The 12,388-nt window shown below is 62.8% G+C and carries 8 protein-coding genes; 2 read left to right on the top strand and 6 right to left on the bottom strand.

Annotated features, from left to right (window positions below; genetic code table 11):
- Nucleotides 1–6 precede the first annotated feature (6 nt).
- From narI to NPS47_RS08855, 6 genes are all read right to left on the bottom strand, one after another.
- Nucleotides 7–687, bottom strand: a complete 681-nt coding sequence (gene narI, locus NPS47_RS08830) for a respiratory nitrate reductase subunit gamma (RefSeq protein ID WP_274294601.1) — start codon at nt 685–687, stop codon at nt 7–9.
- On the bottom strand, nt 680–1,435 hold the full coding sequence (narJ, locus tag NPS47_RS08835; protein WP_274294602.1) for a nitrate reductase molybdenum cofactor assembly chaperone: 756 nt from the start codon (nt 1,433–1,435) through the stop codon (nt 680–682). Before narJ ends, narI begins: the two co-directional genes overlap by 8 nt.
- A 2-nt stretch (nt 1,436–1,437) precedes the next feature.
- A complete protein-coding gene (gene narH, locus NPS47_RS08840) occupies nt 1,438–2,976 on the bottom strand; it encodes a nitrate reductase subunit beta (RefSeq protein ID WP_274294603.1) in 1,539 nt (512 codons plus the stop codon).
- An 11-nt stretch (nt 2,977–2,987) separates the two neighbouring features.
- Nucleotides 2,988–6,755 carry a nitrate reductase subunit alpha gene (locus NPS47_RS08845; RefSeq protein ID WP_274294604.1) on the bottom strand — a complete coding sequence of 1,256 codons (3,768 nt, stop codon included), beginning with the start codon at nt 6,753–6,755 and terminating at the stop codon, nt 2,988–2,990.
- A gap of 69 nt (nt 6,756–6,824) precedes the next feature.
- Nucleotides 6,825–8,312, bottom strand: a complete 1,488-nt coding sequence (locus NPS47_RS08850) for a NarK family nitrate/nitrite MFS transporter (protein WP_274294605.1) — start codon at nt 8,310–8,312, stop codon at nt 6,825–6,827.
- Nucleotides 8,299–9,594 (bottom strand): MFS transporter, encoded by a 1,296-nt coding sequence (locus NPS47_RS08855; RefSeq protein WP_157192196.1) that lies wholly within the window; start codon nt 9,592–9,594, stop codon nt 8,299–8,301. The genes NPS47_RS08850 and NPS47_RS08855 overlap by 14 nt, the downstream gene beginning before the upstream one ends.
- A gap of 316 nt (nt 9,595–9,910) precedes the next feature.
- On the opposite strand from NPS47_RS08855, the gene NPS47_RS08860 reads away from it, so the two are divergent.
- Nucleotides 9,911–11,713 (top strand): HAMP domain-containing protein, encoded by a 1,803-nt coding sequence (locus NPS47_RS08860; RefSeq protein WP_274294606.1) that lies wholly within the window; start codon nt 9,911–9,913, stop codon nt 11,711–11,713.
- The gene (gene narL / locus NPS47_RS08865) at nt 11,710–12,357 is read left to right on the top strand and encodes a two-component system response regulator NarL (protein WP_274294607.1); all 648 of its coding nucleotides are present in this window, start codon (nt 11,710–11,712) and stop codon (nt 12,355–12,357) included. Before NPS47_RS08860 ends, narL begins: the two co-directional genes overlap by 4 nt.
- The last annotated feature ends 31 nt before the right edge of the window (nt 12,358–12,388 follow it).

A 12,388-nucleotide genomic window follows, 5' to 3' on the forward strand; every position in this document is an offset into this window, starting at 1 on the left:
ACCTCCTCAGATTTTCTGCCGAACGATTTGATAGCGCCGTCCCAGGTACCAGACCGGGGCGCTGACGATGTGCACCAGGCGGGTGAAGGGGAACAGCACGAACAGGGTCAGGCCAAGCAACACATGCAGCTTGTACACCAGGCTGACCGGCGCAATCGCAGCCGCGGCTTCTACCGGACGCAACAGCACGGTGTTCTGCGCCCACTCGGCGAGCATCACCATCACCGAGCCGTCCATGTGTCCGGTGGAGGCGACGATGGTCAGCAGACCGAGTACCAGCTGTGCCAGCAACACCAGCAAGATCAGGATGTCCGAAGTGTTGGAGGTGGCGCGAACCCGTGGATCGGTCAGACGCCGGTGGATCAGCATGATCAGGCCGATCAGGCACAGCAGGCCGAAAAAGCCGCCGGAGACCATCGCCAGCAGTTGCTTGTTTTCAGTGCTGATCACATGGTGATAGACCGAAGCCGGGGTCAGCAGGCCGACAAAGTGCCCGGCGAGGACGAACAGCACGCCGATGTGAAACAGGTTGCTCGCCGCACGCATGCCGCGCCCGGAGAGCATCTGGCTGGAACTGGCCTTCCAGGTGTACTGCGACAGGTCGAAACGCGCCCAACTGCCCAGCAGGCAGATCGCCAGAGCGATGTAGGGGTACACCCCGAACGCCAACAGATTCCATTTAGACATTGCCCACCTCCGTAGCCTGCGCGCTGGCCGGCCCTTGATGCTGAAAATCAACCCAGTGCAGCGGTACCGCGCTTTCTTCGCGGGCCTTGCCCGGCGCACTTGGCAGGGCGCTGCAACGCTCCTGCTGTTCGGCCTTGAGAAAATCCACCGCCTCCTCTTCCCAGATCTTGTCCAGGGCTTCGAGGGAGTCGTCGCGCTGCTCGGCAGCGACCTGTTCACGCAGGTCGGCCACGGCCTGGTGCGGTTCGGCACCGGCGATCTGCAACAGCGCGCGGAAGCAACTGGCGTAGGCACTCTCGCGCTCCTCCAGACGCGCGGCGAGCAAGGCCAGCAGGTGCGCGACGTCGGCCAGGCCTTCGCGGGCCTCAAGGTCGTCGCGGGTCGAAAGGTATTCCAGGTACAGCGGGATGTAGTCCGGCAGCTCCTTGACGCCGATGGCAAAGCCCGCTGCTTCGTACTGGGCAAGCATGTCGACCATGGCCTGGCCACGGTCACGCGACTCGCCATGCACATGCTCGAACAGCAGCAGCGACAGCGCCCGGCCACGGCCGAACAGCGCACCGTAGTGCTCCTGGCCATCCATCAGGTCGTTGTTGCAGATCAGCTCCAGCAGCTCGAACAAAGCGCCGCGCTGACGCGGGCTGATTTCCCGCGCCTGGAGGATTGCCTGTTCCAGTTCATCACGGCCGTTGACCAGGGTCTCGGTCGGGTAATCGAGCAGCAGCGAAATCACTTTAAGGATGCGCATGCTCAGTCCTCCCACAACTGTACGGTTTTGAGGATGTCGCGGCGGTTGGCCTTCTTCGCCCCGAACATGTTGGTGTCGGAGCTGCCGCTACAGCCGCTGCCGAAACTGAAGCCGCAACCCGAGCGTTCGGCGAAGGCGTCGCTCATGGCCTCTTCACGGTGTGCACTTGGCACCACGTAACGGTCTTCGTAGTTGGCGATGGCCAGGTAGCGGTACATCTCCTCGACCTGGTTCACGCTCAAGCCAACGTCTTTCAACACCTGCAGATCCTGTACACCTTCAACCTGTTCGGAACGTTTGTAGGCACGCATCGCCAGCAGGCGCTTGAGCGCACGCTTCACCGGTTTTTCGTCACCGGCGGTGAGCAGGTTGGCCAGGTAGCGCAGCGGAATACGCAGGCTGTCGACATCCGGGATCACCCCGTTCATGCCCACGGTGCCGGCAGCGGCGGCGTTCTGGATCGGCGACAGTGGCGGTACGTACCAGACCATCGGCAGCGTGCGGTACTCAGGGTGCAGCGGCAGCGCCAGCTTCCAGTCCACGGCCATCTTGTACACCGGCGAGCGTTGCGCGGCGTCGATCACCGACTGCGGCACGCCATCTTTCAGGGCCTGGCGAATCACCGCCGGATCGTTCGGGTCGAGGAAGATCTCCAGTTGCTTCTCGTACAGGTCGTGCTCGTTGGCAGTGCTGGCCACTTCGCTGATGCGGTCGGCGTCATACAGCAACACACCGAGGTAACGGATACGGCCGACACAGGTTTCAGCGCAGACGGTCGGCATCCCGGCTTCGATCCGTGGGTAGCAGAAGATGCACTTCTCGGACTTGCCGCTTTTCCAGTTGAAGTAGATTTTCTTGTACGGGCAACCGCTGATGCACATGCGCCAGCCGCGGCACTTCTCCTGGTCGATCAGGACAATGCCGTCTTCCTCGCGCTTGTAGATCGCCCCGCTCGGGCACGATGCCGCACAGGCCGGGTTCAGGCAGTGCTCGCACAGGCGCGGCAGGTACATCATGAAAGTGTTTTCGTACTCACCGTAGATGTCGGCCTGGATCTGGTCGAAGTTCTTGTCCTTGCGGCGTTTGGCGAACTCGGTGCCGAGGATTTCTTCCCAGTTCGGGCCCCACTCGATCTTTTCCATGCGCTTGCCCGAGACCAGCGAGCGCGGCCGCGCCGTCGGCTGATGCTCGCCCAAAGGCGCGGTATGCAGGTGCTGGTAATCGAAGTCGAACGGCTCGTAGTAATCGTCAAGGCCCGGCAGGTCGGGGTTGGCGAAGATGTTCGCGAGCACCCGGAACTTGCCGCCGATGCGTGGGTTGATGCTGCCGTTGGCGTTGCGCACCCAGCCGCCCTTCCACTTGTCCTGGTTCTCCCACTCTTTCGGGTAGCCGACCCCGGGCTTGGTTTCGACGTTGTTGAACCAGGCGTATTCCATGCCTTCACGGCTGGTCCAGACGTTCTTGCAGGTGATCGAACAGGTGTGGCAGCCGATGCATTTGTCCAGGTTCAGGACCATGCCAACTTGTGAACGAATCTTCATGACAGCACTCCTTATTCCATCTCGGTCGGCAGTGGACGTGGCAGCTCATCGCCGCGCGAACCGTCGAGCCAGTCGACCTTGGCCATCTTGCGCACGACGACGAATTCGTCGCGGTTGCAGCCGACCGTGCCGTAATAGTTGAACCCATAGGCCTGCTGGGCATAGCCGCCGATCATGTGGGTCGGTTTGAGCACCACGCGGGTCACCGAGTTGTGGTGGCCGCCGCGGGTCTTGGTGGTTTCCGCGCCGGGGACGTTCACGATCCGTTCCTGGGCGTGGTACATCATCACCATGCCTTCCTTGACCCGCTGGCTGACCACCGCGCGGGCGGTCAGCGCGCCGTTGGCGTTGAAGCATTCGATCCAGTCGTTGTCCTCGATACCGGCGCGCTGCGCGTCGATCTCCGAGAGCCAGACAATCGGCCCGCCACGGCTGAGGGTGAGCATCAGCAGGTTGTCGCTGTAGGTGCTGTGGATGCCCCACTTCTGGTGCGGGGTGATCCAGTTCAGGACGATCTCGGTGTGGCCGTTGCTGCGCTTGCCTTTCACCGCGGCGATGGTCTGGGTGTTGACCGGCGGCCGGTAACTCATCAGCTGCTCGCCGAAAGCCTGCATCCACGGGTGATCCTGGTAGAACTGCTGGCGGCCGGTGATGGTGCGCCACGGGATGTTCTCGTGGACGTTGGTGTAACCGGCGTTGTAGCTGACATGATCGTCCTCGAGCCCCGACCAGGTCGGGCTGGAGATGATCTTGCGCGGCTGCGCCTGGATATCACGGAAGCGGATCGCTTCGTGGGCCTTGGACAGCGCCAGGTGGCTGTGGTCGATGCCGGTGAATTCGGACAGTGCCGCCCAGGCCTTGACCGCCACATGGCCGTTGGTTTCCGGGGCCAGCGAGAGGATGACTTCCGCCGCATCGATCGCGGTATCGATCTTCGGCCGGCCCTGGCTGATGCCGGCGTCGTTCTCGCGGTAGTTCAGTTCGCCGAGGAATTTCACTTCCTCATCGGTGTTCCAGTTGATGCCCTTGCCGCCGTTGCCGAGTTTCTCCAGCAGCGGGCCGAGCGAGGTGAACTGCTTGTAGATGTTCGGGTAGTTGCGCTCGACCACCTGGATGTTCGGCGCGTTCTTGCCGGGTTGCGGCGCGACGCCTGCAGTTTTCCAGTCGGTGCCGCCGAACGGCTGGGCCAGTTCGCCGACGCTGTCGTGCAGCAGCGGTACGGTGACCAGGTCCTGCTCGATGCCCAGGTGCCCCTCGGCCATCTTCGAGAACGCCTTGGCGATGCCCTTGTAGATTTCCCAGTCGGAACGCGATTCCCAGGCCGGATCGATAGCCGCCGACAGCGGGTGGATGAAGGGGTGCATGTCCGAAGTGTTCATGTCGTCCTTCTCGTACCAGGTCGCGGTCGGCAGGACGATGTCGGAATACACGCAGGTCGAGGACATGCGGAAGTCCAGGGTAGTCACCAGGTCGAGCTTGCCGATGGCGCCCTCGTCGACCCATTCGGCTTCCTGCGGTTTGCAGTCGCCGACCTGGCCGATGTCTTCGTTCATCACGCCGTTGCGGGTACCGAGCAGGTACTTGAGCATGTACTCGTGGCCTTTGCCCGAGGAGCCGAGCAGGTTGGAGCGCCAGATGAACATGTTGCGCGGGAAGTTGGCCGGGTTGTCCGGCTGCTCGCAGGCAAAGCGCAGGCTGCCGTCCTGCCAGCCCTTGACCACATAGTCCTTGGGCGCCATGCCAGCGGCGGCGGCATCGCGGCAGATGTCCAGCGGGTTGCGGTTGAGCTGTGGCGCGCTGGGCAGCCAGCCGGCGCGTTCGGCGCGGATGTTGTAGTCCAGGGCGTGCTCGGGGAACTGGCGCTTGTCGGCCAGCGGCGAGAGCACGTCGTGCATGTTCATCTTCTCGTGGCGCCACTGCGAGCTGTGGGCGTAGAAGAAGCTGGTGCCGTTCATCTGCCGTGGCGGACGGTTCCAGTCCAGGCCGAAGGCCAGCGGCAGCCAGCCGCACTGCGGACGCAGTTTTTCCTGGCCGACATAGTGGGCCCAGCCGCCACCGGTCTGGCCGACGCAACCGCAGAGCATGAGCATGTTGATCAGCCCGCGGTAGTTCATGTCCATGTGGTACCAGTGATTCATCGCTGCGCCGACGATGATCATCGAGCGGCCACGGGTCTTGTCGGCGTTGTCGGCAAACTCGCGGGCGATCTGGATGGCTTTCTCGCGGCTGACGCCGGTGATCTGCTCCTGCCAGGCCGGGGTGCCGGGCACGCTGGCGTCGTCATAATCGCGGGCAACGTTGGCGCCACCCAGGCCGCGGTCGATGGCAAGGTTGGCTGCCGACAGGTCGAACACGGTAGCGACCTTGACCTGACTGCCATCCGCCAGGGTCAGACTGCGCACCGGCACACGGCGGTATTGCACGGCATCACCGGCCACATGCTGGAAGTGTTCGTGGGATTCGCCGGCGAAGTACGGGAAGGCCACTTCGGCGACATCGCCACCGATCAGGCTCAGGGTCAGGTCGATCTCGCGACCGCCGCCGCCTTCACGCGGCAGGATATTCCACTTGCCCTGCTCGCCCCAGCGATAGCCGATCGAACCCTGCGGCGACACCAGCTCGCCGTTGGCATCGAGGGCAATGGTTTTCCACTCGGGGTTGTTCTCCTGGCCGAGGTTGCCGGCCAGGTCCGAGGCCCGCAGGAAGCGGTCCGGCTGATAGCCTGCGCCCGGTGCGGTGCCAAGCATGGGTTTGAGCAGCACCAGCACCGGCAGGTCGGTGTAGCGCTTGGCGTACTCGGTGAAATAAGCGCTCGGCTGGTCGAGGTGAAATTCTTTGAAGATGACATGGTTGAACGCCTGGGCCAGGGCCGCATCGGTGCCCTGCTTGGGGTTGAGCCACAGGTCGGTGAGCTTGGCCACTTCCGAGTAGTCGGGGGTGATGGCCACGGTCTTGGTGCCCTTGTAGCGCACTTCAGTGAAGAAATGCGCATCCGGGGTACGGGTCTGCGGGACGTTGGAGCCCCAGGCAATGATGTAGTTGGAGTTGTACCAGTCGGCCGACTCCGGCACATCGGTCTGCTCGCCCCAGACCATCGGCGAAGCCGGTGGCAGGTCGCAGTACCAGTCGTAGAAGCTCAGGCAGGTGCCGCCGATCAGCGACAGGTAACGGGCACCGGCCGCGTAGCTGACCATCGACATCGCCGGGATCGGCGAGAAGCCCACGACCCGGTCCGGGCCGTACTGCTTGACGGTATAGACGTTGGCCGCAGCGATGATCTCGGTAACCTCATCCCAGCTGGAGCGGATAAAACCGCCCATGCCGCGCTTGCTCTTGTACGAGTCGGCCTTGGCCTTGTTCTCGACAATGCTCGCCCAGGCCTCGACCGGCGCCATGCTCTGGCGCGCCTCGCGCCACAGTTTGAGCAGCGGCTTGCGGATCTTCGGGTACTTGAGGCGGTTGGCGCTGTAGATGTACCAGCTGTAACTGGCGCCCCGTGGGCAACCGCGCGGTTCGTGGTTGGGCAGGTCGTTGCGGGTCCGCGGGTAGTCGGTCTGCTGGGTTTCCCAGGTGATCAGGCCGTTCTTCACGTAGATTTTCCACGAGCAGGAGCCTGTGCAGTTCACCCCGTGGGTGGAGCGCACGATCTTGTCGTACTGCCAGCGTGAACGGTAGACGTTCTCCCAGTCGCGCGACTCTTTGCGAGTCTCGCCGTGACCGTCGGAAAACTCGTTTTGCTTGCGGTTGAAGAACCGCAATTGATCGAGCAGATGACTCATGATGCTTTCCTCTCAGGCTTGCTGTGGGGTTCTGTGCCCCACCCACGCAAAAGTTGAATTCGGGTCCTGTCAGCAGGGGGCTTCGGCGCCTTTGCGCGCGTACCACCACCAGGTCACGACGATGCAGCTCAGGTAAAAACCGACGAACATGTAGAAAGCCAGCGCCGGGCTACCGGTCATGGCCATCGAACTGCCGAAGGTCTTGGGAATGAAGAAGGCGCCAAAGGCCCCCATGGCCGAACTGAAACCGAGCACCGCGGCGGATTCCTTGCCGGCGTTTTTCAGCGCCTGCTCGTGGCCCTTCGCGCCTTTGCCGGCGGCGGCCTTTTCATGCAGGGTGCGGAAGATCACCGGGATCATGCGGAAGGTCGAACCGTTGCCGATGCCGGTGGTGAAGAACAGCAGCATGAACATGCCGAGGAAGCCGTAGAAATTGCCGGCCGTGCCCTGCTGCGGGATGAAGTGCAGTACACCGAAGACCATCACGATCATCAGCACGAAGTTCCACAGGGTCACCCGCGCGCCGCCGAACTTGTCGGCCACCCAGCCGCCCAAGGGGCGTACCAGGGCACCGACCAGCGGGCCGAGGAAGGCGAAAGCCAGGGCGTTGACCTCGGGGAACGAGGTCTTGATCAGCATCGGGAAGGCCGCGGAGAAGCCGATGAACGAGCCGAAGGTGGCCAGGTACAGCCAGCACATCAGCCAGTTGTGCTTGCGCTTGAAAATCACCGCCTGCTCGCTGAACGAGGCCTTGGCGCTGGACAGGTCGTTCATGCCGAACCAGGCCAGCAAGGTCACGGCAATGATGAACGGCACCCACAGGAAGCCTGCGTTCTGCAGCCACAACTGGCTGCCGTCGGCGAGCACCTGGGGTTGCCCGCCGAGTACCCCGAACACACCGAAGGTGATCACCAGCGGCACGGCGAACTGCATCACCGAGACGCCAAGGTTACCCAGCCCGGCATTCAGGCCCAGGGCCGTGCCTTGCTGCGACTTGGGATAGAAGAAGCTGATGTTGGACATGCTCGAAGCGAAGTTGCCGCCGCCAAAGCCACACAGCAGGGCAATCATCACGAACACACTGTAAGGGGTGCCCGGGTCCTGCACGGCAAAGCCCATCCACAGCGTCGGCAGCAGCAGCGAGGCGGTGCTCAGGGCGGTCCAGCGGCGGCCGCCGAAGATCGGCACCATGAACGAGTAGAACACCCGCAAAGTGGCGCCAGACAGGCCCGGCAGCGCCGCCAGCCAGAACAGCTGGTCGGTGCTGAAGGTAAAGCCGATGGCGTTCAGGCGCACGATCACCGTGCTCCAGACCATCCACACGGCAAAGGCCAGCAGCAGTGCGGGAATCGAAATCCACAGGTTGCGGGTGGCGGTTTTCTTGCCGCTACGCCCCCAGAATGCGGGATCTTCAGGGCGCCAGTCATGAATGACCGGACCGGTGGGAGCGGGCTTGCCCCGCGATTGCGTTTTTTCAAACACATCGCTTCGCGAGGCAAGCTCGCTCCCACCCAAGCGAACATCAGCGCCTGGGTCAGGCTTGTTAAGAACCGACATGGTCTTCTCCTTGGGCAATGCTGGAAAACGGGCTTGAGGTCGCCTGCGGCTGTTTGCCGAGCAGCGGGCGTTTGCGGATTTCGCTGAAGTACATCCAGATGAGCGACACCCAGACCACGCCGTACATCAGCATGAAGGCCGAGGAGCGCACGCCGGTCAGGTCCACCAGGGCGCCGAACATGATCGGCAGGATGAAGCCGCCCAGACCGCCGGCCAGGCCGACGATGCCGGACACGGCGCCCATGTTTTGCGGGTAGTCATTGGCGATGTACTTGAACACCGAGGCTTTGCCGAAGGCGAAGGCAATGCCGATGATGAACAGCAGGACGGTGAACAGCACCGGGTTCAGACCGATGTGGAAGTCCAGCGGACCATTGAGGGTTTGCACCTGCAGCTGGGTCTGCGGGTAGGACAGCAGGAACAGGCAGATCCAGCTGACCCACAGCACCCACCAGGTCACGCTCTGCGCGCCCCAGCGGTCCGACATCCAGCCACCGACGGCGCGCAGCACGCCACCGGGCAAGGAGAAACAGGCAGCCAGCAGCGCTGCGCTTTGCAGGCTGAAACCGTATTCGGCGACGTAGTACTTGGTCATCCACAGCGCCAGGGCCACGTAACCGCCGAAGACGATCGAGTAGTACTGGCAGTAGCGCCACACCGCAGGATCCTTCAGGGCCTTGAGCTGCTCGCCGAGGTTGGCGCCCTTGGCGCTGCGGTGGGCCTTGTTGTCGGCACTGAGAAACCAGAACAGCAGCGCGGTGATGAACAGGATCGCACTGAAGACTTTCGGCACCAGCTGCCAGCTGCCCGCGGCAATCAGCGCCGGGGCCAGAAACTTGGTCACTGCCGAGCCTGCGTTACCGGCACCGAACACGCCCATGGCAAAGCCCTGGTTGTCTTTGTCGAACCATTTGGCGACGTAGGCGATACCGACCGAGAACGAGCCCCCGGCCAGGCCGACGAACAACCCCAGCACCAGGAACTGCCAGTAAGCGGTGGCGTGGCTGATCAGGTACAGCGGCAGCACACAGGCGAGCATCAGCAGGAAGAACACGCTGCGTCCGCCAAAACGGTCGGTCAACAGCCCAAGCGGCAAGCGCACCAGTGAGCCGGTCAGCACCGGGGTAGCGGCCAGCAGGCCGAACTGGGTTTCGTTGAGCTGGAGCAGTTCCTTGATCGGGACGCCGAGCACGGCAAACATCATCCAGACCATGAAACAGACGGTGAAGGCCAGCGTGCTCATGCCCAGTACCAGGCCTTGTCGTACACGCGGTGGGGTCATGTTGGGTCTCCGGTCAGTTCGCTATGGCCCGCAGACTAGAGAGGCAAACCCCGGAAAAACTTGACCCGGATCAAAGAAGCCTGGACGCCTCCAGGCCTATGCTTGTACTGCCTACCTCCATCGAGGTAGGTCCGAAAAACCTCTAAACCCTTTGTTTATCAGTGTCTTGTCAGTTTCATCCAGGATATTCGGGCAAACCCTGCGGGTCAGAACTCTTTAGAGGTAGAGCGCCAGGGACCGGTCGCCACTTCATCGGCAGCTACCCACTGGAGCCCTGCATGCGCACTTTCCCCCTCCTCCGTTCAGTCTCGCGGTCATGATCCGCTGGCTGCGTAGTTCGCTACCCGCGCGTGCCGGCCTGGCGGTGATCCTGATCGCGGTGCTGGCGCTGGCCAGCTCGCTGAGCGCCGGGCTGATCGCCTGGTTCAGCCAGGGCGATGCGGCGGCGATCAATACCGCAGGTTCGGTGCGCATGGAGACCTATCGCCTGAGCTGGAACCTGGCCGCCGGCGCCGATCGCGACGAAATCAACCGCATCAGCCAGAGCCTGCAACAGCGGCTCAACAGTCAGACGCTGAAGAACGTGCTGGAAGACGGCAGCAACGAAGCGCTCAATGGCAGCTACCAACAGCTGCAGGACTACTGGCAGCACACCCTTGGCCCGGCCCTTGAGCGTGGCGATGCCACCGCGTTCCAGGCCAGCACCCTGCCCTTCATCGAACAGCTCAACCAGTTCGTCAACCTGCTGCAGCGCCAGAGCGAACACAAGCAGAGCTGGCAACAGATGATTCAGGGTGCGGCGCTGTTCATCACCATGATCGTCCTGCTGGTCGGCCTCTACGAACTGCAAAGCAGCGTGATCAGCCCGCTGCAGGAGCTGGTGGACGCCACTCAGCGCTTTCAGCGCGGCGAGTACCAGGCGCGGGTCAACCATCAATCCGAAGATGAGTTGGGCCAGCTGGCCACCAGCTTCAACGCCATGGCCGAGACCATCGAGCAGTCCCACCGCACCCTCGAAACCCAGGTCCGGCAAAAAACCCTGAACCTGCAACAGGCCAACGCTGCCCTCGAACTGCTGTATCAAAGCAGTCGCAGCCTGGCCACGCGCCTGGCCAATGCCGAGGGCCTGGATGAGTTGATCCGGCGGTTTCAGCAGCGCCTGCCCGGCCTGCGCCTGTCGCTGTGCCTGCAGGGCCAGTTGCAGGCCCCGGCCCAGCAATTGCTCGCCCTGCATGGCGCCGACAGCCGTAGAGTCTGTGCCAGCAGCGATTGCGCCACCTGCCAGCGCCACGAGCAACTTAGCCCGCACATCTACAGCATCAGCAACCAGGGCAGCTCGCTGGGCGAACTGAAAGCGCACTTTATCGATGGCCATGCGCCGCAGGGCTGGGAAACCCAGCTTATCCAGGCCCTGGCCAACCTGATCGGTACTTCGCTGTCACTCAAGCGCCAACGCGAGCAGGACCATCGCCTGCTGCTGCTCGAAGAGCGCGCCATCATCGCCCGCGAGCTGCATGATTCACTGGCCCAAGCGCTGTCCTACATGAAACTGCAGGTCAGCCGCATGCAGACCCTGATGCGCCGTGGCGAGCCGGTAGAGACCCTGGAAGGCGTCACCGCCGAGCTGCGCGAAGGCTTGAACAATGCCTACCGCCAACTGCGCGAACTGCTCACCACCTTTCGCCTGCAGATTCACGACGCAGGCCTGGTGCAGGGCCTCAAGGACACCGCGCAGGAGTTCAGCCGCCGGGGTGATTTCCAGGTTCACCTGCACGTCGACAACCTGGCCTTCGAGCTATCGGCCAGCGAACAGATTCACATCCTGCAGATCACCCGCGAGGCGCTTTCCAACTGCCTGCGCCATGCCCATGCGCAAAACGCCTGGCTGCAACTGCGCCAGGACGGTGAAACCGTGCGCCTGTCGATCGAAGACGACGGACGCGGTTTTGTCGGCAGCCGCGACCCGCGCGAGCATCACGGCCTGAACATCATGGATGAGCGCTCGCGCAGCCTCCATGGCCAGTTGCAGATTCTTTCCAGGGAGCCGCAAGGCACCCTCGTCCAGATGGAGTTCCACCCGGAATTCCTCGGCCGCCATCCCCAAGGAAATGTCACATGAATAGCCCTGCGCGTTGCCGCATCCTCCTGGTCGACGACCACCCCATGATGCGTCGTGGCATCCGCCAGATGCTCGAACTGGAAGACGATTTCAAGATCGTCGGCGAAGCCAATCACGGCGAAGAAGCCCTGGCCATGATCGAACCGCTGCAACCGGACCTGGTGCTGCTCGACAACAACATGCCGCAGATGAATGGCATCGAAACCCTGCGCCACCTGCGCAGCCAGAACTATGGCGGCAAAGTCCTGCTGTTCACCGTCTCCGATGCCGAAGACGATATCCGCGATGCCCTGCGCCTGGACGCCGATGGTTATCTGCTCAAGGACATGGAACCGGAGTTGCTGATCCAGTCCATCCGCGATGCCATGAACGGCGCACTGGTGATCAGCCCCGGCCTCACCCAGGTCATGGCCCAAGCGCTGCGTTCACCGCCCCGGCATGCCGAAGTAGAACTGACCGAACGCGAGCGCCAGGTACTCAAGACCATCGCCAGCGGCTACAGCAACAAGGTCATCGGCCACAAGCTGGGGATCACCGAAGGCACGGTCAAAGTGCATGTGAAGAACCTGCTGCACAAACTCGGCTTGCGCTCACGGGTCGAGGCGGCCGTCTGGGCCATGGAGCATCTGCGTCAACACGGCTGACTGCCCCTTTGGAGGTAGACCTGCGGAGGCA

The sequence above is a fragment of the Pseudomonas putida genome (genome assembly GCF_028682475.1).
GTDB classification, from domain to species: domain Bacteria; phylum Pseudomonadota; class Gammaproteobacteria; order Pseudomonadales; family Pseudomonadaceae; genus Aquipseudomonas; species Aquipseudomonas putida_AG.

Bases quoted from the DNA above. Each gene is read 5' to 3' on its own strand.
- narI (WP_274294601.1), bottom strand. From the start codon at position 687: ATGTCTAAATGGAATCTGTTGGCGTTCGGGGTGTACCCCTACATCGCT.
- narJ (WP_274294602.1), bottom strand. From the start codon at position 1,435: ATGCGCATCCTTAAAGTGATTTCGCTGCTGCTCGATTACCCGACCGAG.
- narH (WP_274294603.1), bottom strand. From the start codon at position 2,976: ATGAAGATTCGTTCACAAGTTGGCATGGTCCTGAACCTGGACAAATGC.
- NPS47_RS08845 (WP_274294604.1), bottom strand. From the start codon at position 6,755: ATGAGTCATCTGCTCGATCAATTGCGGTTCTTCAACCGCAAGCAAAAC.
- NPS47_RS08850 (WP_274294605.1), bottom strand. From the start codon at position 8,312: ATGTCGGTTCTTAACAAGCCTGACCCAGGCGCTGATGTTCGCTTGGGT.
- NPS47_RS08855 (WP_157192196.1), bottom strand. From the start codon at position 9,594: ATGACCCCACCGCGTGTACGACAAGGCCTGGTACTGGGCATGAGCACG.
- NPS47_RS08860 (WP_274294606.1), top strand. From the start codon at position 9,911: ATGATCCGCTGGCTGCGTAGTTCGCTACCCGCGCGTGCCGGCCTGGCG.
- narL (WP_274294607.1), top strand. From the start codon at position 11,710: ATGAATAGCCCTGCGCGTTGCCGCATCCTCCTGGTCGACGACCACCCC.